This is a genomic window from Paenibacillus sp. JJ-100, from assembly GCF_948329825.1.
Lineage (GTDB): Bacteria > Bacillota > Bacilli > Paenibacillales > Paenibacillaceae > Paenibacillus.
The window spans coordinates 217,731-242,849 of the sequence record NZ_CAOJCM010000004.1 but is presented as its reverse complement, the minus strand read 5'-3'; the positions used below and the strand labels follow the sequence as shown (position 1 = coordinate 242,849).

Below are 25,119 nucleotides of genomic sequence, written 5' to 3'. Positions count from 1 at the left end.
CATAACGTTATAAAATATAGTAAAATGGCGTTAAGTGCATGATTGATTAGAAAAAGTTAAGACTCCAAACGAGTTTTATGCGGTAAAATCAATGTAACGATAAGGTTTTAACTGGTGTGATGGGTCTGATGCCTTCCCATAATCGAAACGGGAAACAGCCTCAAATTCAATCTCGGTAAGCATCCTGTTTAACTGTCCAGTTATATATAGTGTCTGGTCTTCCTGAATATGCAAATTCGAATGATACAATGTTAGTTCTCCAAAGGGTTGTTTCCATTGCAGCTTAGCCTGAAGTCTGACGCATACGCGGCTGTCTTCTACATCTAAACCCAATAGCATTTCTGACAATACCGGCAGGTTCAGGTCGCTCAGGAAAGTGATCGCTTGTGTGTCCATACCAAGTAACAAGACGGGACGTCTTTTGCGGTCTACCATTTTTCCATGAAACTCCTGAATGTACATATGGACATTTAGTTTCAGATCAGCCCATTCCTGAAGATTTTTTGAATTCATGCTTTCATTCCTTTAGGATGGATTAGCCTGCCGTTGCTTTTGATATGTATGATGTACAGGCCATGTGGAAATACTTAAAATAGTCAAATGATACATTTTGTAACTCTATACGTTCAATTTACGATACAAAACGTATCATGTCAAGCGGTATTTGGACATGGTTCTTTTGATTTACGACAATTTGAGATGTCCTTAGACAGACCTATTTACAAATGAATTATATGAGACATATGAGCGTAGTACATTAGCAGGAAAGCTTGCCCTGATTAAAAATTTACTTGGCTCAAAATTGTTATCAATATATATGATGGTGTTCAGGGGGAAATAGCATATGAGCTACGGAAATCGCATTGCTGAATTAAGAGAACAGCGGGGACTTACTCAAGAAGAACTTGCGAACTCCATTCATATTACCAGAGCGGCCCTCTCCCACTACGAGAAGAACCGGCGCAAACCGGATTTCGAGGTGTTAACACGGCTCGCTGATATCTTCGACGTGTCCATAGATTATTTGATTGGACGTACGAAGCAGAGTGATACGGTCATGGATGAAGATGTGCGTGAATTCGTTGATGCGCTTGAATTGTCAGACAAGGAAGTGTTGGAGCGTTTTGATTTGATGATCGATGGTAAACCATTAACCGAGGAAGAAGCACGCCGCTTTATTGCTTTTGTTAGAATGGAACGAAGTATGGATTAAATCAGGGCTTCATGCGCAAAGAAAACCCAGTTTCCGAGTAGATCCTGATCTCGGTACCTGGGTCTTTTTGTGTATCATGAATTCCCTCCATTCTTTGGGTGTGCACCAGATCAAGAACGTTTGATGTCGGAGGAAACGAAATGCTTCAAACGCGCGGGGTCGATTCCACACTGCAATAACACTTTCATGATGTCTATCGGGATTGCATCAACGGGTTTACCTGTCGGCTTAGAACCGCCACTGTTTGGATGTTTCATGTTCATTCCGCTAACCTCTCTTATCTTTTACTTTCTCTGCACTCCGAAAACTAAACTAATTATACTTTAGAACGTTCCTTGATGTTGTCGTCTCTTGGCGAGAACGTTTTTTTGAGCGGGTTCTAATTTTGTCGAAAACAAAAAGAGCTTTATGACGGCCCATTCTGGCCATCTTAAAGCTCCTTTTGTTTTACAGTTTTATGACGAAATAAACGAATGATTAACCTCCGGTGCGTACAAGCTCCCGCATATTCGCTTCAAAAGCTGCAAGCAATGCTTCCTCACCGGTCAAACCCGTTTCTTTTACCCGCTCAATCTGTTCCGTCATGCGTTTGAAATCCTTCGGAATCACACGCACGAATTGATTCAGTTCATCCTGCCATGTATCCAAGATACGCTGACCAGCAGCACTGCCAGTATACGTTACATGACGCTCAATCATGCCACGCAGATTATCAATCTCGGAAGCATCTTCGACGCGCTCCAAAAGAACCATTTCCAAGTTACAGCGCTGCAAGAAGGTCCCTTTGGGATCATACACATAGGCAATCCCTCCAGACATTCCTGCTGCGAAGTTACGACCTGTATCGCCCAGTACGACGACACGCCCACCTGTCATATATTCACAGCCATGATCGCCTACACCCTCAACGACAACTTTGGCTCCTGAGTTACGTACAGCAAAACGCTCTCCGGCAATACCACGAATGTAGGCTTCTCCGCTAGTCGCTCCATAGAAAGCGGTGTTCCCGATAATAATGTTATTCTCTGCCTCGAATGTTGCTTTTGGCGAAGGCATAACAATCAACTTGCCTCCAGAAAGCCCTTTACCCACATAATCGTTAGAATCGCCTTCCACTGTGAGAGTCATGCCTTTGGGTACAAAGGCACCAAAGCTTTGTCCGGCTGAGCCGACAAATTTGAATTGAACCGTATCTTCTGGTAAACCGGCGAGGCCATATTTGCGAGTGATCTCACTCCCCAAGATGGTGCCTACTGCACGGTTCACATTGGTAATTGGTAGAACTGCCTCAACCGGTTGAGCCGATTCGATAGCTGGCTGTGCCAGTGGCAGGAGCTGCTGCATATCAAGCGTCTCTTCCAATTGGTGATTCTGATGCTGTATGCGATAACGTGCAGAACCTTCCGGCATCTCAGGTACATGTAGCAATACAGAGAGATCTACACCTTTTTTCTTCCAGTGGTCTACTGCTTCCACAGCTTCCAGACAGTCTGTACGTCCTACCATCTCCTGAATTGTACGGAAACCAAGCTCTGCCATGATTTCACGCATGTCTTCCGCGACAAAACGCATGAAATTGACGACATGAGCCGGGTCACCCATGTAATTTTTGCGTAGTTCCGGATTCTGTGTTGCCACGCCTACTGGACAAGTATCCATTTGACAGACGCGCATCATGATGCAGCCCAGTGCAACGAGCGGTGCCGTAGAGAAACCATATTCTTCTGCTCCAAGCAATGCAGCAATTGCAAGGTCACGTCCGTTCAGCATTTTGCCGTCAGTCTCCAGAACAACACGATCACGGAGGTTATTCAGCATCAACGTTTGATGCGTCTCGGCCAGACCTAATTCCCAAGGCATACCCGCATGACGAATCGAACCTTGAGGAGATGCCCCTGTACCACCGTCGTAACCGCTGACGAGGATAATATCCGCACGCCCTTTGGCTACACCTGCCGCAATGGTGCCGACCCCAACTTCCGATACCAGCTTCACGTTAATCTCTGCACGCGGATTGGCATTTTTCAAGTCATAGATTAACTCGGCCAGATCCTCAATAGAGTATATGTCGTGATGCGGAGGTGGAGAGATTAGACCTACACCCGGGGTGGAGCCACGAACTTCGGCAACCCATGGATACACTTTACGTCCAGGCAATTGTCCACCCTCACCTGGTTTAGCGCCTTGTGCCATTTTGATCTGAATCTCGTCCGCATTCACCAGATAGTTGGAAGTTACACCAAAACGTCCGGAAGCAACCTGTTTGATTGCACTGCGGCGAGAATCCCCATTACTGTCTTTAATGAAACGAGCTGGATCTTCTCCACCCTCACCGGTATTGGATTTACCACCCACGCGGTTCATGGCAATAGCTAAATCTTCGTGAGCTTCTTTACTAATCGAACCGAAGGACATCGCACCGGTTTTGAAACGACGCATAATGTTTTCGACCGATTCTACTTCCTCCAGCGGAATGGATGGTCCAACCGGTTTCAGCTTCAACATGGAACGAATGGTGAGCAGTTGATCATTCTCACCCTGTACGAGCTTGGAGTACTTTTTGTACAGCTTGTAATCTCCCGTACGGACAGCATGTTGCAATGTGTGGATCGTTTGCGGATTGAACAAATGCTCTTCCCCATCATGACGCCATTGATATTCACCGCCGGAATCGAGTACTCGATCATTCCCGTCTTTATCCGTGAAAGCACGGTGGTGATGTGTCAACGCTTCTGCTGCGACTTCCTCCAGACCGATCCCTCCGATTCGGGAAGGTGTCCATGTGAAGTAGCGGTCAACGAAGTCTGATTTCAGACCAACGGCTTCAAAAATTTGAGCGCCACGATAAGACTGAATAGTAGATATGCCCATTTTGGACAAAATTTTAATAACGCCTTTGGTAGCGGCTTTAATATAATTTTTAACAGCTTTCTCATGAGAAATCCCGCGCAGCAAGCCCTGCTGAATCATATCATCCAGCGTTTCAAATGCCAGATAAGGGTTCACTGCACTTACACCGTACCCCAGAAGCAACGCGTAGTGGTGAATATCACGTGGCTCTCCCGACTCGAGCAAAATGCTGACCTTAGTTCTGGTCCCCTTACGGATCAGGTGGTGATGCAAACCCGCAACAGCCAGCAATGCCGGTATTGCTGCATTCTCTGCATCTACTCCGCGATCAGACAGAATCAAAATATTATGTCCTTTGTCAATGACACGGTCTGCTGCTTCAAAGAGCAAGTCCATAGCTTTGCGCAGTCCTTCCGCTCCTTCTGCAGCAGTGAAAAAGATGGGGATCGTCATGGAGCGGAAGCCTGGACGACGAACGTGGCGGAGCTTAGCAAAATCTTCGTTAGATAAAACGGGTGTATCCAAACGAATCTGGCGGCAGCTCTCCGGTTCAGGATTAAGCAGGTTGCGCTCTGGACCAATCGTTGTTGCTGTAGATGTTACAATCTCTTCCCGGATTGCATCAATTGGCGGATTAGTTACCTGTGCGAACATCTGTTTAAAGTAGTTATACAAACGCTGCGGACGATCCGACAGAACGGCCAGCGGTGCATCATAACCCATGGAACCTGTCGCTTCCATTCCTGTGGACGCCATCGGCTCCAGCACTTTGCGTAGTTCTTCAAATGTATAACCGTAAGCCAGCTGCAGCTGAGTTACATTTTCATGTTTAGGATCTGGGAGCTCCGGTGCTTCAGGCAGATCGTTCAGATCTATCAAGTGCTCTTCAAGCCACTCTCCGTAAGGTTTCTCAGCTGCGATTATCGCTTTGACTTCTTCATCCGAGATAATGCGCCCTTCTTGAGTATCTACGAGCAACATCCGTCCTGGACGCAGACGATCTTTATACAGAATGTCTTCGGGTGCGATATCCAGCACACCAACTTCCGAAGAAAGAATGATTCGGTCATCCTTCGTTACATAATAACGGGCCGGACGCAGACCGTTACGGTCCAGCGTAGCACCAATCTGCAAACCATCCGTAAAGGCCATAGCAGCCGGTCCATCCCACGGTTCCATCATGGTGCTGTGGTATTCATAGAATGCCTTCTTCGCAGGATCCATGCCTTCATCCGTGCTCCATGGTTCGGGAACCATCATCATCGCAACATGCGGCAAAGAGCGTCCGCTCAGATACAAAAATTCCAGCGTGTTATCAAACATCGCTGTATCTGAACCATCGGGATTAATAACCGGTTTTACCTTTGCAATGTCATCGCCGAAAAGTTCACTTTCGAACAAGGACTGGCGAGCATGCATCCAATTCACGTTACCACGCATCGTATTGATCTCACCGTTGTGAATCATGAAACGATACGGGTGAGCACGTTCCCAACTTGGGAACGTGTTCGTACTGAAACGAGAGTGCACAAGGGCAATGGCTGATTCAACCAACTCTTCCTGCAAATCCAGGTAAAACTGGCCTACCTGCTCCGTTGTCAGCATGCCTTTGTATACCACTTTACGACAAGACAAGCTTGGCAAGTAGAACGATTCTCCTTCCGCCTCGTCTGCCGAATAACGAATTGCCAGTTCAGCACGTCTCCGAATAACATACAACTTCCGCTCAAATGCAAGCTCATCCTTCACGTCGTCCGATCTTCCAATAAACACTTGGCGTACACAAGGTTTCGCTGCCAATGCAGAACGCCCTAACATCTCATCATAAGTAGGGACATCTCGGAAACCGAGCAAGCTCTGTCCTTCTTCTTCAACTATTTTTTTCAGGCTTGCTTCATGTGCAGCACGAACGGCAGGATCATGAGACAGAAACAGCATGCCTACCCCATAAAAACCTTGTTCGGGCAAAGCAAAACCGAGACGATCTGCTTCCTTTGCAAAATAACGATGTGGAATCTGAATCAAAATCCCTGCTCCGTCACCGGAATTCGGTTCACTTCCCTGCCCCCCACGGTGCTCCATATTACTGAGCATGGTCAACGCCTGGCTAACGATATCGTGTGAAGGCACTCCTTTGATATTTGCAACAAAACCCATTCCACATGCATCTTTTTCGAACTGTGGGTCATATAGACCCTGTTTTGGAGGCAATCCGATGTGTCTCATAGAACACAACCTTTCTATAATGAAATATTTCGGAAAGATCAAGAACATAACAACAGGCAACAATGAAACGAGAGGAGCAGGCAGTTCGCTTTAGATAAGCTAGCCTGCTTAGATGAAGAGATAACAGCTTGAGCTATCTGTTGTGAGACTGGTATTGCGGTTGCGGTTTAAAGACCGTGAGCGAAGAGTTGTCACCCATAATGCCGTAACAGCATATATACAACAACACACAGCGCAGGAAACGGCTACTCTTATAACGCGACATATCTTTGATATAGTTCTATTAGTTTAACACCGACCTAACATCAGCGCAATTTAAACTTTTTAGTATATTAAATAGTGTTTGTTTTACAGCACAGCGTTAATGTATTGATGTCAAAAAAGGCTTCTTTTTCGAATAATTATACACATTTTATGACAGAGTACAACTAATTTTTATTTGTAACAAAAGAAAACTTCCCTATATACCACCAGCATTTGAGCACTTTTTCACCATTTTCAATTCCGTGTTTCCGATCAAGCTTCTCCGTTTCATACCATTGTAAACAAAAAGGTCTGAAGCTCATAAATGAGCCTCAGACCATTTGCACTATTTGACTACTATATTGCACAATTCCGATACATGTAAATTCCATTTTTTTGAATAAAACATGTGGTAGTTCGATCACTTCATTATACGGTCAAGGGTTGACCTGATTCAGTCAGTTCGGCCTCCTTTTTCGGACGCCGCCCATTCCACAAGAAGTATCCCAGCGTAAGCAGAATAGATACACATGCGTAGATGACAAGTATTTCTGCCTGATGCCACATCGCATCGAAATTACCACTGGACACAACCGATCTAAGCCCCATAATGCTGTGAGTCATTGGCAGCCACTGACTGATCGCCTGGAGCCATGAAGGAATCAATTCTAATGGGAAGGTACCTGCGCTCGCTGCAAGTTGGAAGACCAGAAGCAAGATGATCACATAACGTCCAGGCAGATCAAACCAGGTTACCAGAGCTTGAACGATCAACATGAAGGTCAGACCCGTTATAATCGTAAATAGATAGAATAATCCTGTACTGTGTGTTTCCAGACCAAGCCCGTACAGCATGAAGCTCGCAACGATCACCGACTGGAGGATACTCACCGAACCAAACACCAGTGTACGACTGACGAACCGATTCCACCCCGATACGCCCGGCACCGACGTTTCACGCATTTTCAGAACTATAGTGGAGATCAGCGATCCAACAAACAGACCGATCGACAGGAAAAATGGTGTCATACCTGTACCATAATTACTTACGTTCTCTGCCTTGTCTTCCGAAGAACTGACCGGTTCTGCAAACATATTCACCACATCATCCGTTTTCTTCACTTCGGATGTTTTCTTGGCTGCATCTTTTAGTTTGGTTGCCAGTTCACCAGAACCATCTTTCAATTCTGTAAGGCCACTTGCGAGTTTGTCGGCTCCATCACCAAGCTGCTTCGAACCGTCAGCCAGAGACGAAACACCGCCACTAAGTTTACTAACACCAGTCTGCAATGCAGTCGTGCCAGCATCTAGTTGCTTCGCACCTGCCGCTAGTTGGCTACCTCCTGTAGCTGCCTCGCCTAATTTGCTGCTGAATTGCTTCAAACCATCGGAGAGCTTCTCTCCACCTTGGCTGAGTTGCTCAGCCCCTGTAACGAGTTGCTTCTGCCCATCTACCAGCTCCGTAGATCCAGCAAGAAGTTGTTGCTGACCTACATGCAGTTCGGTTGCCCCTGAAGCCAGTTGCTGATTTCCTTGATGGAGCTGTTCAGCTCCTTGAGCCAGCTTTTGCTCGCTCTCATGCAGCTGTGCACTGCCGTCAGCAACAGCCTGACTTGCCGCAATCAGCTTCTGCATATCTGCACTTGCTGCCAGTTCCGGGTTGCTAGCAGCTAGTTGTTTTAATCCTGCTGCTACGCCCTGCGCCCCATCAGCAACCTTGCCACTACCATCCACAGCGGATTGCAGACCTGTTGCCAACGTTCCACTGCCTTGAACTGCAGCTTGCAGCCCATCAGACAATTTGGCGCTACCTTGTTCAGATGATTGAAGACCCGCTTGCAGCTTGCTTGTGCCATCCAATGAAGATTGGAGGCCCGCAGCCAGCTTGTCACTTCCGTCTTTCAATTGGTCAGCACCGCTTTGGAGTTGCCCCGTAGCTGCATCATGAAGTTGCTGTAAACCAGAAACCAGACTCGTCGTTCCGTTCTCCAGTTTCGAAGCTCCGTTATGCAGGGAAGTAACGCCATCACTTAATGGGGATAATCCATCTTGAAGCTTGAGCGTACCGGATGCAAGTTTATCTAGGTTATCCTTCAGTTTCACTGCCCCGTCGTCAAGCTTACCCGCACCACTCTTCAGATCCCCTGCACCATCACCTGCTTCAACTAATCCATCGGAGACCTCGGAGAATTTATCGAGCAGTGTCTCCGCATAAGATTCTGTGACTTTAGCTGAAACTTTTGCTTTCAGATCCTTTATGGCTGTTTTCCCAATCTGTGCACCAACGAAGTTATAATTCCCATTGGGTTCATAGATCAACTCTGCCGGTGCTGGCTTATCATCCAGTAATGTTGTAGCTTGGGATGAAAAGTTCTCCGGAATCGTAATTTGCATGTAATACTTATCATTTTTCATGCCGTCCTTTGCTTGAGAAGCACTGACAAAATCCCATTTAAAATCTTCATTTTTCTTCAGTTCATCGATAAGGTCCTTACCTACATGGAGTGACTTACCCTCCAGTTCGGCTCCTTTATCCAGATTCACAACGGCTACTGGCAATTTATCCACCTGACCGTATGGGTCCCAATAAGCCGCCAAGTAAATCCCACTGTACAGGATCGGTATAAACAGTATGGCAATGACAGGGATCAACACCTTCGGGTTTCTCACGGCTGATCCTAGATCCTTGAAAAACACGTTTAATGATTTCATGTTATTTCTCCCCTTAATCTCTCTGCTGAATAGCAGGAATATCCAATATGAAAACACACTGAAAATATATGGAATGTTTTCCGAAATACTTGATGACCACTTCTCTCATATGGTCAATCAAGGGCAAAAAACAAACTTGTCACAGGACAAGTTTTAATGTCTACACTCCATTAAGTGGTTTGATGGCAGCGATCCCTTCCATTAAGAAAAGGCTGAAGTAATTCTTAATATCCTCTTTGCTAAGTGGCTCATGATGTTTGTTCCAGTCGGAAGTCAAAGCAATATACAATCGAATCATCATAAAAGCAACGACTTGCGGATCGCAACTTCGGATCTCTCCGCTATCTTTTGCCTTTTCCAATTCACGGGCCAGAAATTCTGTAATAACTTTCTCCACTTTTTCCAGACCTTCTTTGGCCTGCAGTGTTCCGAAATCCTTCAATTCCTGCGACAACTTCACGAGTAACTCGTGGTCACGACGAAATTCCAGCAACGCATCAAGCACCCGAAACAGATTATCAAAAAAAGCACTCTCCTGGTGGACTTCACGCTGCGCAATCACCTTCATCTCCTGAATGACCTCTACCAGGATTTGGTCAAATAACTGCTCTTTGTTCGTAAAAAAAGTATAGATCGTGCCTTTGCCTACATTGGCAATCTTGGCGACTTGATCCATTGTAGTTGCTTTATATCCAAACATGGCAAACGACTGGGCGGCTGCATGAATGACCTGCTGTCTCCTGTCAATGGGAGCCATCTTATTATCCCCTCCTTGCTTATTATAAAAATGTGATAATAGTTTATCGTCCTTATAAATTGACCAGAAATACAAATTGGTCATTTGGTCAAAAACTACAATAACATCTTAAAAACAAGATTGCAAGCCTAATAATAAAAATATGTATGAATTTTTTTTAACCGAAATGCAGTGGAAACTCTCTGCGCGGTCGTCTATAGTGTAAGGTAACTCATACAATGCGCTCATAGCTGAAGTTAAATGTCTCAAAACATAATATACGGTGTAAATTATACTTGGATGAAACATGATTCAGTGTTTTAATGTATATTCATGTAATAACAAACAAACCAAGCAAAATCGTTCCTATCACAAATACGATTGTTCTCATTTCAAATTTTAATTTTAACTCAAATTTATGAATAAAGGTGAACTCATGCGAAAACCAAGAGTGCTCTTATTATCAGAAGGATTCGGTACTGGTCACACACAGGCAGCTCACGCTCTGGCACATGGTATCAAAAAAGTAAGTCCCCATGTCCATAGCCGTGTTATTGAACTGGGGAAATTTTTGAATCCGACCGTAGCTCCGCTGATCTTTTCTGCATATCGAAAGACACTATCGGTTCAACCCAAACTTGTCAGCCTGTTGTACCGCACACAGTACAACAAATCATTAAATGGCTTAACCAAACTGGCGTTGCACCGTATTTTCTACACACAGACGGCGCAAGTCGTATCTCAGTTAAAGCCGGATATCGTCATCTGTACCCACCCATTTCCCAATGCGGTTATTTCCAGACTTAAACGTCAAGGGCTGAACATTCCGCTATATACGTTGATTACGGATTATGACGTACATGGAACATGGATCAACCCTGAAGTGAACAAATATCTGGTTTCCACGCCTCAGGTTAAGGCGATGCTTGAGATTCGAGGGGTTCCTACCTCACAAATCCAGATTACAGGCATTCCGGTTCATCCAGATTTCTGGGAAGCCGGTGATAAAGTCAAACTCAGAGAAGAGATGGGATTGGAAAATATGCCAACAGCTCTGCTTATGGGAGGTGGCTGGGGACTTTCTTTTGACGAAGAACATATGAAAGCTCTCGCATCCTGGGCAGATCGGGTACAATTAATCTTCTGTCTGGGAAGCAACCAGAAGATGATTGATAAGATGAAGGAAATCCCTTGCTTCCAGCATCCCAATATACGTATTCTGGGATACACGAAGGAAGTAAGCAAACTGATGGATGTTTCAGATGTCCTGATCACAAAGCCAGGCGGCATGACGTGTACAGAAGCGATGGCTAAAGGCCTCCCCATGCTGTTCATTCCCCCACTTCCAGGACAGGAAGAGGAGAACTGCGAGTATTTTGTACAAGCCGGATATGGGCAGATCATTCACTCCGCCGATGTCATTACCAATCGGTTTCGGGAATTATCTGAAAACGAGCCTGATCAGATGAATCATCCTAAGCAAACGAGGTTTACTTCTGGGCATTCCTTACCTTATGATCCAACTTGTTGTGCTCAAGCTGTACACGATTTACTTTTCCCGTCCAAACTAGATGTTACAACCACATCGCTGGATCGCTTCTCAGCTGGAATTGGAACCAGACCCTTGTCAGGTACCAGACTTCACTTATAATGCCTCTAAGGAGGCTTAGAGGTCGTCTGAAGCTATAATAAATAATACTTAATTAATCCTGAGGCTAATATAGCTGAGATTATACAAAAAGGTTCCCCATCACTGAAAGTGGGGAACCTTTTTTGATTCAATTCGATTTTATCGTATTTTCTTCCAGAAAAATGGGTATATTACAGATAGAGAGTTACTCAAAAACGACGAAATAAAACTGCTATTTAGAATTTCAGGGCTTCTATAACACTCGCATAGTTAACTACCCTGCCTGTTTGCAGAATTATAAGGCCTTTTACTTGTAAAAAGTATGATGACCAATCGTTTTTACTTCTTTCTTCGTACGCGCCACTGTCAGATCGTCAGCAAGCGTTAATGATAAGAAATAATACGTATCATCAGAGACTTCCTTCTGTCCGTTAAGCGCAGCATTAACTGCTTTAACACTATCCTCATTCGGAGTTACCCGCTTCAAGCGTCCATTAGCCACAGGGCTGAACTGGGATTTCTGATGAATGACCTTATAAATGGTATCGGGAAAATTGGCTGACCGCAGCCGGTTTAAGACAACGTTAGCAACTGCCACTTTGCCTTTGTACGGTTCACCTTCCGCCTCTGCCATGACGATTTTTTGCAGCAGAAGCAGTTCTTTATCGGACACACTGTAAGACCAGGTTGCCAGTTTGGCATCTTCCTGATTCAGAAGCTCGGTCCGCGTAAAGTAAAGTTTTTGGGGGGGAGTTGAAGTTGCCGCAGCTGCTTTGGCTTTTTCCAATTTGGCCTGTCGCAGAGCAGCTTCTTTTTTTGCTTTGGCAGCAGCTATAGCCTGAGCTTTTCGCTTCTCCTCAGCTTTCTTTTGTTCTATCTCTTCCTGAGCGGCTGACAGCCATTTATTCGCTGGCAAAGCCTCAGTCCACGTCACGGATTGTACATGCATCTCTGTAGACAGACTTGTCCCCTCTTCCGTCATTGGCCTCTGATCTTGCGGCAATGCTGGGTTATCGTGCGCCGAAGACGCAAGCTCCGTCATTTGTTTGCTATCACTCTCTTCATTCCACTTCCCCGCCGCCTGAACGACATTGATCCCCATTATACATACAAGCAGCACGGATAACATCGGTGCCACCCAACGATTCTTACTTATAATTTCCATTCGAAGATTCCTCCTGTCGAAACAATTCCCTAATCTAAGTAACCAAAAAAAAAGAATTTGAATAACGATGGCTAATATTACATAGGGATAAACACAATGTCAATGTGAGTTTATGGTATAAAAAAGTTTTTCAGGAAAACGGGAACGTATCCAGCACCTCATACATTGGCGTTTGTCCAAGCCTTGTCACATAAAGTACAACTCCCTCTACAGACCACGAATCCCCATGAAAATGATGATCTGAAATCACCTCTGAAACCCCATGATTATCCATACCAGGAAGATGACCGAGATATTTTCTAGCTACTGTAACATGTGGACGATAAGCTCTTAGTTCTGCTTCAAAACCTAAACTTGTCGTTGCCTTAACAATTTGTTTTTGTAAAAGATGTAACCGTTCTATATCTCCGCTAACACCTCTCCACAGGACTTTGGGTGTTTCTTCCAGGCCAAACGTTCCCCATTCGGCAAGCTTCAGATCAAATGCATTGAATTGAGTCGCGGTAGCATGCAGTGCTGATCGCAGATGACCAACGTCACTCATCAACGTATCCCCTAAAAATTGCAAAGTGATATGATAATCCCTGTAGTCTGTCCACTTGCGAAAATCAAGCTTATTTCGTATTAACTGTGTCTGCATATGAAGTGATTGCTGAACAGATCCAGGAAGACGCACAGCAATAAACAGACGTTCACGTCTGGATACATGTTCTTGAAGTCCTTGAGTATTCATTTGCATACACCTCTCTAAAGTTCGCTTTATTATTCCATATTCAGCTATATCATTTCAAGCTGGGTAAATATAGAGTGACACACTCTGTCGATTTTGCATATCAGACTTCATTCCTGCATTTTCCATTCCCCTGCACTTCACATACTGAATCTGATACACTTGAAATGACTAATTCATTGATCTCAGGAGGAATACACATTATGGGTAAAATCGTATGTTTTCCATCTTTGTCCGAAGTACAACAGCAACAAATACTGAAATCTGCACCAGGTTATACCTTAAAAGTAGGTAAAGCAAAGGATCTGGACCCGGCCGAAATAAAAGAAGCAGAAATTATTCTTGGCTGGTCTCCCCTTGTCGAGGAATATGCCCTTCATGAGGACAGCCCCCTGAAATGGATTCAGGTCTGGTCAGCAGGCGTTGACAATCTGCCGTTCGCCAAATTACAGCATAAAAATATTCAGGTCACCAGTGCAAATGGGGTTCATGCCATTCCTATAACCGAAATCATTCTAGGCATGATGTTATCCCACAGCCGCTGGCTAAGACAAGCCATGCTGTACCAGCAACAGGCTGAATGGAAGATCCCCGGCAAGGCCTTGCCAGAACTATACGGAAAAACGGCTGTTATCGTCGGTGTTGGTGAGATTGGAACTGAAACGGCTCGGGTACTGAAAGCTCTAGGCATGCGCACGATTGGCGTAAGGCGCTCCGGCAAAGACGTTCCTAACGTTGATCAAATGTACGATATGTCCGGACTATATGAAGCCCTGAGCCAAGGTGACTATGTAATAAATATTTTACCGTTAACCGATGATACTCGGCATATCTACAATCAGAATGCATTTGATCATTTCAAGGCAGATGCTTGTTTCGTAAACGTAGGTCGAGGACCTAGTGTAAGTACAGAGGCTTTAATGAATGCTCTTCTCAATAAAAAGATCGCATTCGCCGCACTAGATGTGTTCGAGGAAGAACCCCTTCCATCTGATCATCCGCTCTGGAGCATGGACAATGTGTTGATTACCCCTCATATCGCAGGCAGCACAGAACATTATACCGAGCGTGCCCTCCAAATTTTCATCAACAATCTGGAATCCTACGTTGCAGGTAAAACTCTGCCGCTCAACCTTGTCGATTATAGTCATAAATACTAACACAAACATTTGTTCCCACGCAAGATTTTTAAATGAAGTTTACCGTATTTCACTCCTGAAGAGAATACAGACCAAAAAGACTCCACAAGGGATATTATTCCTTTTTGGAGTCTTTTTTATGCACTCTGTCGTATAACTAATTACATACCCAAACATGGCGTACAAACGTACCCTTTTTTACAGTTATATACTGAACTATCTTCCAGCCTGCCTCCAGTATGTGCTCCTGCACCCATTCTGTGGAAACAACAACCGCTCGTCTGGATAATTTGCGCAGTTTCGCAAGCATCAGTCGCTGTTCTTGAGGCGGAAGGACGGAGCATAGATTGTAAGGCATGTCTAATAATGACGAATCATATTCACCTTCTAACTCTTTCATATCCCCCTGCGTAATTCGTTTTGCATCATATCCGAAATGAGCTAGATTCACTCGTGCTCCGCGTACAGCCTGGACATTCAAGTCATTACCTTTTGTATCAATCCCCATCGATAAAGCCTCAATGACAACGGTTCCCATGCCACAGCAGGGATCAAGCAAACGATGGTTCGCTCCCTCTGGGACAGCAATGTTAACCAGTGCTCTTGCCAAAGAGACACCGAATCCAGTCGAGTAGTTTTGCGGTTTCTGCTGATGAAGTTGCCATGATTTGTCGGATTCTGTCCACTGACCCAAGATCCATTTTTCTCCTATTTTGATTAGGCCAAAAGTCACTTCAGGTTGTTTCATTTGCGCTCTTCCATTAATGCACATACCTATTTCTTTTTCAATTTTCCGTGCCTCGTCGTAATCAGGCCGATGATCTCCAGCTTTCAAACAAACCACCTTAAATGTCTCATCCTGCTTCAAACGGATTTCTCGTGCAATCGGGAAGAGTTCCTTTATCTGCGCACCTTCACCGATCACATCCAGTCGACCATGAATAAAGGGGCTCCTGCCTGGAGGAATGCAACGTTCAGACCAAACATATGAGCTATTGGTATAATCCACCTCTTCCGCTGGCTTCAGCAGTGTGTATAGTTCAAGCTGGCATAATTCATATTCATTTTCATGACAGGCAAAGGTGTATACATATTTAGTTCGCAAATCGTTTACCTCGTTTCTTGCATCTACTTTGACCAAAAAAAGCTTTTAAATCTCAGGAATTCCATTTTCTAAAATTTAGTACCTGGTCTTAATTTTAATTTTGTCGGACAAATTGACCTTTGTTCAAACAATTGTTTTACCCTGTTCCTTCTATTATATATAGAAGGTTATAGAGAAGCCGCTACACTTTTAACTTTTCAATTGATGTAAGCAAATCGCCGGACAGTTCCTTCAGCGTTTGAATGTTATCGCTAATGGTTTCCATTGAACTCATCTGTTCCTCCGTTGAGGCGGAGACCTGCTCCGCACTTGCTGCTGATTGCTCCGACACTGCAGAAATCTGCTGACTCAAATCATTCATGCGACCACTGCTCTCGCCCATAACGACAAGCCCTTCCGACATGGCGCCGATCACCTCTACCATGCCTTCGACCGATGTATTAATAGTTCTGAACAACTGACCCGAAGTAAATACACGCTTTTGTCCGAGTTCCGTCTCCTGCACACCTAAACGTAATTCATTTACTACCCCTTGAGAATCCTGCTGAATGTTCTGAGTAATGGTTGTAATCTCTTCCACTGATGCTTGAACCTCTTCAGACAGTTTACGAACTTCCGATGCTACAACGGCAAAACCACGCCCACTCTCTCCAGCGCGTACAGCTTCAATTGACGCATTAAGTGCCAGCAGGTTCGTTTGACGAGCAATATCATGAATAACCTGAATCAGCTTGGAGATATCCTCATTTTTACGATTTAGTTGCTCCATCTTCCTCATAGAGGACAACACGGTGCTGGCGATCTGCTGCATCTGTTGCACAGTTTCTTCCATGGCTTTGCTGCCACGTTCCCCCTGTTCAATCACTTGGCCGGACAAGGCACGAAGTTGATTTCCTTGCTCAGCACGCTTCTGAATATGATTATTCAATTCTTCTACAGTACGAGCCGACTCTATAGCAGTTTGCGCCTGACTTTCGGCTGCTTTGGCTGATTCCTCCATCGTCATAGCAATTTGCTGGCTGCCGATCTTCACTTCTTCAGAAGCGATGGCTAATTCATTGCTCTGACGATTCACTGTTTCCGCTACACGCTTCACATTCCACACCATCGAAGTCAGATTACCTTTCATCTCATTGACTGCTTTGGCCAGTACACCAACCTCATCTTCATATTTAATATGTATATCTTGAATATTTAGTTGACCATCAGCGATCAATTTAACAGAACTGATCACACGAAGCAGCGGTTTTACGACCTGCACACGGATAATGGGCACAAAAACTGCGGTAATGATGATCATGGCAAGTAACCCAAAGATGACAGATAGTCTACCATCTTGAACAGAACGAATGGTTTTGGCGGCTGAAATATCCGATTGTAGCTGATTATAATTGACGAGATAATTCAGATCGACCTGCATCGCATCAAAGGACTCTGCGCCTTTAGCAATTACTTCTTTAGCCAGCTGAGTCTGTCCCTCGTCACTTAATCGAATCGCCTGTGTGTTAACTTTGAGGTAAGTCTCCCATTTACTTTTAAAAGATGTCCAGTGTTCTGCCTCTACCGCAGACTTGCTCTGTTTATCATAAATAGTGATTACCTGTGCGGTTTCACGAATATATTTTGTACGTTCTTCGTTGATCACTGACTTGTCGGATGATTCTGCATCAAAGTAACGATAACTCAAAGATAAAATATGCTCTGTTGTATAATTCAAACGGTTAATCTCCTGAATAGAAGACATCCATTTACCTGTAATATCATTTGTGTTCGTCTCAATTGAATTCATTCGGCCAATGATGATGACGCTCAGAATGATTAAACAGAGGATAAACAAATAAAACGCGATGCTAATGCGCAGACTGAGACTTTTGATTTTAAATCTGCTGAACATAGCTTTCCTCCCTCATCATAACTTTCTTCAGTTTTAGAATTGAGTGCTATTTCCATTATTAAATCCAGCGATTTGCCTCTTGCAAAATGCACTATCCATATTCTAGCGAGCGGCAGACAACCTCAGATTGTTTCCGCTTTCTTTTGTCTGTAAATGCTTAATTAGATCGTCTATGCTAGACTCAAGCAAACTCAAAAAAATGAGCTGCAATATCCGGAATCATTCAGATCTGCAACTCATAGGTTTCCAGGCATCATCTACGCAAGATTAGCAAGGTTTCGTTCAATTTACCCATCATTCAATTCAGTATCCATTTCGTTCATTTCTTGAGAAGTCGTTAACAAATGTTAGATAAACCCGTCCCCCCGGTTCTCCACCAGTAAACGGTAGGATTCAAGCCTGCGTTCATAATCAGGACCATCTGTTACGACAAGGATCTGATTCGTATTCAGTCTCTGTCCTAACTGCCGAATATACTGCCACACTTGTTCAGGGGTTCCAGCGACATGACGCATAACTTTGTGATCCCCTGCCGGATTTAATTCAGGTTCACTCACCTTCTCACAGCTCCAGCTTAGAGCATCGCTCTCTGAAGCAGCACACATTGCGCTCACCGCTACCATGACTTGGGGCTGTTTCATATGAACACTTGGAACAAATGCTTCCCGATATCGGTTAACCGCTTCTACTCCATCTGAATCGCTCATGAATTGACCAAACACATATCCCATACCAAACTGAGCAGCATATACTGCACTTTTGACATTGGTACCCAGCATCCACAGAGATAGTGGGATCTCCGGAATAGGCCGTGCAGTAACCGGAACATCCTCATATACATATCGGTCTTCCAGCAGCTCGGTTAACGCAGCAAGCTTGGCGGGAAGATTCGAAACGTGTTGCAAATAGTTGCCACTAAGTGCCATCGTTGCATGAGGACCTCCACCAGGAGCCCGTCCCAGCCCTAGCTCCATACGTCCTGGATAGAGTGATGCCAACAGGCGGAACGACTCCGCAACCTTGAGCGGGCTGTAATGCGGAAGCAATACCGCTCCCGAACCAAGCTGTATGGTATCCGTCTTCGCCCCAATATGAGCCAGCAGTACCTCCGGAGCCGCAGAAGCAAGATCAGCCATATCATGATGTTCGGATGTCCAATACCGTGTGTAACCCCACGCCTCCGCTTGTTGAGCCAGCAGGACTGCTTGCCGAAGGGCATGCTCAGCGTTTGCACCATTCAGTCTGGGAACAAGGTCCAGCACACCCAGACTGAATCGCTCTACGTTCTCATTTAAGTTCTTGTTGAAGCTCGTAGTCAAATCCTCTAACTCCTTTGATAGGGATGCATGTGCTTCTATTAATCCAGGTCGTAGATGGAACCAACCTTCAAGCCGTAGAGTTCATTATATATTTTCTCCGCGAATGCGTCCGTCATCCCTGCGATATAATCGATTACCATGTGCTCCCACGTCCAGATCGGCTGAGCTTTGGCCTGATCCTTCTCGAACCGTTGCAGCCAATCCGAAGGAATGATGGATTTCGACGTTTCCGGATCAAGAAATGCATCCCAGAGTCGCTGAATCATCCATTCACTGCGTTTCTGCAAACGCTGCACGCGTAGATCCCGGATCATGGTTACCCAGGCGAAGCTCTTGAGCACACTTACGGTGCGCAGCATATCGAGATCTTCCACACCTTCGCGGACGAAAGTTACCTTTTTCCAATCCCCATCATCAATTACACCCAGACTGCCCACGAAAAGGCTGACCCAGTAAGCTTTGACCTCACGACGGGTACGCGAGTAATCGTGTTCACAGTAAGGCATTTTTTCATTCCAGATGCGCAGAAACGATGCAAGGACTTCTTCCACTTTTTCTGAGATCGATTCTCTTGTCCATCCTTTCCAGAACAGATCATCGAGTGTCGTAATTTTGTCTACGATGAGCCGGTTGATATGCTGGTCTTGCAGAAAATGCTCATGCACCTCGATTTTACCAGCTTTGATCCCATCCTCCAGATCATGCGCGGAATAAGCAATGTCGTCACAGAGATCCATCAGCTGAGCTTCAAGCGTTTTCTTGCCTGCCGGAATGTTCCAACGCTCCCGTATGTCACGGATGTACTGCCATTCATGGTGGTACATGCCTTTCTTGCTCTCAATTCCTGGGTATGGATACTTGTTAATTCCGAGCAGTACGGCATCCGACAGATTCAGCCCGTCAATATCTTCCCGTTTTTCCAAAAACATAATCAGGCGGAAGTTATGAGCGTTCCCTTCAAAATGTTCATATTTCCGCTTCAGCTCCGCTCGCACGTCGGATTCAGCCTTAGGTGCTTTCGCTGCACGACTTTTCTTCATGATTTTCTTCGTCTCACTGTTGATCAAATCATCCAAAATGCCATCTAACACTTCTTCCCCTTTATGTCCAAAAGGCGGATGACCGAAATCATGTGCGATTGCCGCACATTCGACTACTTCCGAATCAATGATCAGGCCGGGGCTCTCTGCTTGACTCCAGTCTACTTCCGGGTGCCTCCGCAGCAAGCTTCTTGCCGCTTCTCGTGCAATCTGTGCCACCTCAAGGGAATGGGTCAAGCGTGTCCGGTAATAATCTCCCGTACCTGCTCCAAACACTTGTGATTTACCTTGCAAACGCCGGAAGGTTGGCGAATGAATTAATCTTGAATAGTCTCGTTCGTATGCTGCGCGAGAGCCATCCAGCTTAGTAAGTTCAGGATATTGTCTATGTTCTCTCAAATCATTCCATTGCATGTGAATCACTCCTAGCCGGCTGTCTCTATTTTGAGTGATTATACACAACATCTACAGTTTCCAAAAGTAAAATCTGCCTGTCATGTCAACTCTTCTTACATCTTTTAGTGATGTACAGCCCTCTCTCTGTATATTATACCCTGCGAGACTATGATCTGTGCATAGAATTACAAGTTCTACACCGCTTGGCCTATTTAACACCTCTACCTAAAAGAAAACCCCGCAGGCACAATCATGTCCTGTCGGGGCTAACTTCAAAATAAGCTATATTTCAGGTGAATCCATACAGGTCTTGATACCCCGGTCTTATACCATCACTTTGCAGATATCATTAGTAAACTCAACAGGGTCCTGAATTGGCAATCCCTCAATCAGCAGGGCTTGGTGATATAGCAAGCTCGTGTACAGACTCAGTTTTTCCTTATCTTGTGCAAAAGCATCTTTCAACGATTTAAACACATCATGATTCACGTTGATCTCCAGCACTTTGTCTGCCTGTACGTCGCCACTGTTCGGCATGGCTTTGAGCACCTTCTCCATCTCAATCGTCAGTTCACCCTCCGTGGACAAGCACACCGGATGGCTGCGAAGACGTTTGGACGCTTTTACCGCTTTAACTTTGCCCTCGAGCTGTGCCTGCATCGCTTCGAACAATTCCTTGTTGTCATTGTCCTGTGCTTGATTCTCTTCTTTCTCTGCACTATCTTCGATGCCCAAGTCACCGCTGGAGATTGATTTAAATTCTTTTTCTTTATAGTTCATGATCATTTTGATCGCGAATTCGTCGATATCGTCCGTGAAGTAGAGCACTTCATACCCTTTCTCTAATACGCCCTCGATCTGTGGCAGCTTCTCAATTCGGCTGACCGACTCACCCGCAGCATAATAGATGTACTTCTGATCTTCCGGCATTCTGGAGACGTACTCGTCCAGGCTTACCAGCTTGTTCTCTTTGGAGGACGTGAATAGCAGCAGATCCTGCAGTGTATCCTTGTTTGCGCCATAATCACTATATACGCCATACTTCAGTTGACGACCAAAGGCTTTGTAGAACTTCTCATAGTTCTCACGCTCGTCTTTGAGCAAGCTTAGTAGCTGGCTTTTGATCTTGTTTTTGATATTCTTCGCAATCAAGCTGAGCTGACGGTCATGCTGAAGCAGTTCACGGGAGATGTTCAGAGACAGATCCTCGGAATCCACCATCCCTTTCACAAAACCAAAGTAATCTGGCAGCAGGTCGCCGCACTTATCCATAATCAATACACCGTTGGAGTATAGTTCCAGACCTTTTTCATACTCTTTGGTGTAGTAGTCAAACGGCGTGTTCTCCGGGATAAACAGAATCGCATTGTACACCACCGCGCCATCCGCGCTAATATGCAGATGTTTGAGCGGTTTGTCAAAACCGTACCGTTTCTCCATATAGAAGTTGGTGTAGTCTTCTTCGGTTAACTCGCTTTTATTTTTGCGCCAGATCGGCACCATGCTGTTGATCGTTTGTTCTTCCTTGTACTCCTCAAACTCGTTCTCTGTGCCTTCCTTCGGACGTTGACTTGTCACATCCATCTTGATTGGATAACGAATGAAGTCGGAGTATTTCTTGATGATGGATCTCAGGCGGTACTCTTCCAAAAACTCATCATAGGAGTCTTCTTCAGTGTTTTGTTTGATTGTTAAAACGATCTCTGTACCTACAGTGTCTTTCTCAGCAGGGGTAATCGTGTAACCATCCGCACCTTCGGATTCCCATCTCCAAGCCTCATTACTGCCGAGCGTTTTACTCGTTACGGTCAGCTTGTCCGCCACCATAAACGCGGAGTAGAAACCTACTCCAAATTGGCCGATAATGTTATGGCCGTCTTTGGCTTCGTTCTCTTTTTTGAATGCCAAGGAACCACTCTTCGCGATCACACCCAGGTTGTTCTCCAGCTCTTCCTGGCTCATACCAATTCCAGTATCGGTAATCGTAAGCGTACGGTTTTCCTTGTCGATTGTAAGCTTGATGAAGTAATCCTCTTTGTTGAAAACGAGTGTGTCGTCTGTCAGTGCTTTGTAATAAATTTTGTCGATCGCGTCGCTGGAGTTGGAGATCAGCTCTCTGAGGAAAATTTCCTTCTGAGTGTAAATGGAGTTGATCATCATATCCAGCAAACGTTTGGATTCTGCCTGAAATTCTTTTTTAACCGCCATGAATGAAGTGCTCCTTTCAAATTTGGATATCGAATGATTGGTTGAGAAGTAAAACCACTGAGATGTAGTGGTGTGTATTCGCTTTATTGTTAGCACTCGAATAACCAGAGTGCTAAACCCTTCTTTTTATATAACATATGGGAAAATTGGGTGTCAATACGACAAAGGTTATTTTAACAAAATGATTGATTCCACGTTGTCACAAGAAGAGAATCCTCCACACTAATTGACCCCTCCTCACAGTTTATCGCACTTCCTCTGCCAATACAAAAAACCGTCTCGAATGGATATTCGGGACGGCGTATTCAGATGAGATGTATGATGCCAGAACAGCACATTCGCCCTCAGATTTGCGGATACATATGTCCCTTGATGATCGGTAGATAGGGAATGAATATACTCTCTCATTGATTACTCAATACTCTTTACTCTATACTCTATGATCCTTACTCTCTAACTCTCTTTACGTTCATTACTTCTTCGCCATTTTGGGATCAAGTGTGTCACGCAGACCATCGCCCATCAGGTTAAAGCCGAGTACAGTCAGCATGATAGAGAGACCCGGAAAAATTAATGTCCAAGGGGCCTTTTGGATATACTGACGGGAATCCGACAACATTTTCCCCCACTCGGGATCCGGAGGTTGAGCCCCCATGCCCAGGAACCCCAGTGCAGCCGCCTCTATGATGGCCGTACCAATCCCCAGTGTGCCTTGCACAATGAGGGGAGTAAGACTGTTCGGTAAAATATGTCGAAACAAGATGCGTCCGTTCCCTGCTCCCAGCGTTCGCGCCGATGTAATAAACTCCTCTTGGCGCAAACTAAGCACGCGCGACCTCACCAACCGACCATAGGTTGGTATATTCACGATAGCAATGGCGAGCAACGCATTCTGCAGCGACGGACCCAGAATCGCAACAATGGCAATGGCTAGCAATATGCCCGGAAACGCCAGCAAAATATCAAACAGACGCGAGATCAGCATATCCGCCCATTTCCCGTAAAACCCTGCAACCAGTCCCAGCAGCGCTCCTGCAATGATCGAACCGATTACGGAGAAAAAACCGACCCACAACGATATTCGTGCTCCATGTATTACACGGGAAAACACATCTCGTCCCAAGTCATCCGTTCCAAACCAATGCTCTGCTGAGGGTGCTTGAAGCCGGTCCTGCAGCACCTGTTCCTTGTAATCGTACGGCGCAATATATGGTGCAAGAAAGGCCAGTAGGATGAAAAATATTATAATGATCAAACCCGCCAAGGCAAGCCGATTCCGCCGAAACGTCCTCCATGCCTCACGCCAGGGACCTGATCTGCTCGTGTGAACTGTATCAACAGTTTGTCCGGTATTGGTTGAGAGTTTGGCCATACAGGTTCTCCTTTGCTGAACTTAAATAGATTACTACAAGGTCAACAGCTGACTGCATCGATATTATTGCCCCTCTCTACTTGTAGCTGATCCTCGGATCAAATACGGCATATAGCAGGTCGACAATCAGATTGATCAATACGAAAAAGAAAGCCACAATCAGGATTCCACTCTGAATCACAGGATAGTCCCGTGAACTGATTGCTTCATATATATAGCGCCCCACACCCGGCCACGCAAAGATTGTTTCTGTCAGCACCGCACCTCCCAGCAGCGACCCGGTCTGAATACCGATAACGGTTAGTACAGGAATGAATGCATTTTTGAGTGCATGTCCATATACGACAAAAAATGGCCCCAGCCCTTTCGCCTTGGCGGTACGAATATAATCCGAGCTCATCACTTCCAGCATACTGGAACGGGTCATTCTTGCAATTACAGCCATCGGAATGGTACCGAGCGCTATACTTGGCAGAATTAGATGTTTGGTCACCGTCCACAACTGATCCCAGCGTCCAGCAAGCATCGTGTCCAGCACATACAAACCTGTAATCGCTTCCACCGGATCACGTGCGTTCATTCGTCCGATCGATGGCAGCCATTGCAGTTTGTTGGCAAACAGCCATTGTTCCATTAGACCAAGCCAGAAGATCGGCATGGATACTCCGACAAGAGCAATCACCATACAGCAGTAATCAAACCAGGAGTTGTGCTTCCATGCACTAACAATCCCTGCATTGACACCAATGATGACAGCAAACAACATACTCGCCATCGTGAGTTCGAGCGTTGCTGTCAAATAAGGCACAATTTCCTGGGCAATAGGCACTTTGGTGCGAATGGATGTGCCCAGATCTCCTTTCAGCAAGTCACCCAGATAGGCGAAATATTGCTGGAACCAGGGTTTATCTAGCCCAAGCTGGTCTCGAAGAGCTTGCTTGGATTGTTCGGTTGCTTTTTGCCCCAGAATCGTCTCGGCCGGATCACCAGGTATCGCGTGAATGATGGAAAAAACGATCAATGTCATGCCCAGCAAAACGGGCAGCAATACCAGCACACGTTTGACAATATAGCTGTTCACTTCCAGATCACCTGCCCTAAACGTATCATGCGTATTCGATTCAGTCCTCCAGATTAGAGA

General features: G+C 45.3%; 16 protein-coding genes. 3 read left to right on the top strand and 13 right to left on the bottom strand.

Going from position 1 to position 25,119, the window contains the following annotated elements; genetic code table 11:
* Nucleotides 1-75: 75 nt before the first annotated feature.
* Nucleotides 76-513 (bottom strand): hypothetical protein, encoded by a 438-nt coding sequence (locus tag PQG66_RS16970; RefSeq protein ID WP_272038923.1) that lies wholly within the window; start codon nucleotides 511-513, stop codon nucleotides 76-78.
* 331 nt (nucleotides 514-844) lie between these two features.
* Between PQG66_RS16970 and PQG66_RS16965 the strand changes: the two genes are divergently transcribed.
* Nucleotides 845-1,213: a helix-turn-helix domain-containing protein gene (locus PQG66_RS16965; RefSeq protein WP_272038922.1), complete on the top strand. Its 369-nt coding sequence runs from the start codon at nucleotides 845-847 to the stop codon at nucleotides 1,211-1,213.
* A gap of 477 nt (nucleotides 1,214-1,690) precedes the next feature.
* Here the strand turns inward: PQG66_RS16965 and gltB are convergent, their stop codons facing one another.
* From gltB to PQG66_RS16950, 3 genes are all read right to left on the bottom strand, one after another.
* Nucleotides 1,691-6,289: a glutamate synthase large subunit gene (gene gltB / locus PQG66_RS16960; RefSeq protein WP_272038921.1), complete on the bottom strand. Its 4,599-nt coding sequence runs from the start codon at nucleotides 6,287-6,289 to the stop codon at nucleotides 1,691-1,693.
* A 672-nt stretch (nucleotides 6,290-6,961) separates the two neighbouring features.
* Nucleotides 6,962-9,244, bottom strand: coding sequence for a YhgE/Pip family protein (locus PQG66_RS16955; protein ID WP_272038920.1), 2,283 nt, complete (start codon nucleotides 9,242-9,244; stop codon nucleotides 6,962-6,964).
* 160 nt (nucleotides 9,245-9,404) lie between these two features.
* Entirely contained in the window at nucleotides 9,405-10,001 is a 597-nt protein-coding gene (locus tag PQG66_RS16950) for a TetR/AcrR family transcriptional regulator (protein ID WP_272038919.1), read from the bottom strand.
* A gap of 415 nt (nucleotides 10,002-10,416) precedes the next feature.
* On the opposite strand from PQG66_RS16950, the gene PQG66_RS16945 reads away from it, so the two are divergent.
* Nucleotides 10,417-11,631 (top strand): MGDG synthase family glycosyltransferase, encoded by a 1,215-nt coding sequence (locus PQG66_RS16945; protein ID WP_272038918.1) that lies wholly within the window; start codon nucleotides 10,417-10,419, stop codon nucleotides 11,629-11,631.
* Nucleotides 11,632-11,917: 286 nt separating this feature from the next.
* On the opposite strand, the gene PQG66_RS16940 is transcribed toward PQG66_RS16945, so the two are convergent.
* Together PQG66_RS16940 and thpR are read right to left on the bottom strand one after the other, a co-directional pair.
* On the bottom strand, nucleotides 11,918-12,775 hold the full coding sequence (locus PQG66_RS16940) for a cell wall hydrolase (protein ID WP_272038917.1): 858 nt from the start codon (nucleotides 12,773-12,775) through the stop codon (nucleotides 11,918-11,920).
* Between the two features lie 130 nt (nucleotides 12,776-12,905).
* Entirely contained in the window at nucleotides 12,906-13,508 is a 603-nt protein-coding gene (gene thpR / locus PQG66_RS16935; RefSeq protein WP_272038916.1) for an RNA 2',3'-cyclic phosphodiesterase, read from the bottom strand.
* A gap of 200 nt (nucleotides 13,509-13,708) precedes the next feature.
* On the opposite strand from thpR, the gene PQG66_RS16930 reads away from it, so the two are divergent.
* Nucleotides 13,709-14,665, top strand: coding sequence for a D-2-hydroxyacid dehydrogenase (locus PQG66_RS16930; RefSeq protein ID WP_272038915.1), 957 nt, complete (start codon nucleotides 13,709-13,711; stop codon nucleotides 14,663-14,665).
* 136 nt (nucleotides 14,666-14,801) lie between these two features.
* Here the strand turns inward: PQG66_RS16930 and PQG66_RS16925 are convergent, their stop codons facing one another.
* The 7 genes from PQG66_RS16925 to PQG66_RS16895 form a co-directional block, all read right to left on the bottom strand.
* A complete protein-coding gene (locus PQG66_RS16925; protein WP_272038914.1) occupies nucleotides 14,802-15,749 on the bottom strand; it encodes a TRM11 family SAM-dependent methyltransferase in 948 nt (315 codons plus the stop codon).
* 181 nt (nucleotides 15,750-15,930) lie between these two features.
* Complete coding sequence (locus tag PQG66_RS16920) at nucleotides 15,931-17,643, bottom strand: methyl-accepting chemotaxis protein (RefSeq protein WP_272038913.1); 1,713 nt, start codon at nucleotides 17,641-17,643, stop codon at nucleotides 15,931-15,933.
* A gap of 347 nt (nucleotides 17,644-17,990) precedes the next feature.
* The gene (locus PQG66_RS16915; RefSeq protein ID WP_272038912.1) at nucleotides 17,991-18,962 is read right to left on the bottom strand and encodes an MsnO8 family LLM class oxidoreductase; all 972 of its coding nucleotides are present in this window, start codon (nucleotides 18,960-18,962) and stop codon (nucleotides 17,991-17,993) included.
* A gap of 38 nt (nucleotides 18,963-19,000) precedes the next feature.
* Nucleotides 19,001-20,416 carry a deoxyguanosinetriphosphate triphosphohydrolase family protein gene (locus PQG66_RS16910; protein ID WP_272038911.1) on the bottom strand — a complete coding sequence of 472 codons (1,416 nt, stop codon included), beginning with the start codon at nucleotides 20,414-20,416 and terminating at the stop codon, nucleotides 19,001-19,003.
* A 306-nt stretch (nucleotides 20,417-20,722) separates the two neighbouring features.
* Nucleotides 20,723-22,606: a molecular chaperone HtpG gene (htpG, locus tag PQG66_RS16905; protein WP_272038910.1), complete on the bottom strand. Its 1,884-nt coding sequence runs from the start codon at nucleotides 22,604-22,606 to the stop codon at nucleotides 20,723-20,725.
* A 472-nt stretch (nucleotides 22,607-23,078) separates the two neighbouring features.
* The gene (nikC, locus tag PQG66_RS16900) at nucleotides 23,079-23,978 is read right to left on the bottom strand and encodes a nickel transporter permease (protein ID WP_272038909.1); all 900 of its coding nucleotides are present in this window, start codon (nucleotides 23,976-23,978) and stop codon (nucleotides 23,079-23,081) included.
* A 76-nt stretch (nucleotides 23,979-24,054) separates the two neighbouring features.
* Nucleotides 24,055-25,059, bottom strand: a complete 1,005-nt coding sequence (locus PQG66_RS16895) for an ABC transporter permease (protein ID WP_272039191.1) — start codon at nucleotides 25,057-25,059, stop codon at nucleotides 24,055-24,057.
* Nucleotides 25,060-25,119 lie beyond the last annotated feature (60 nt).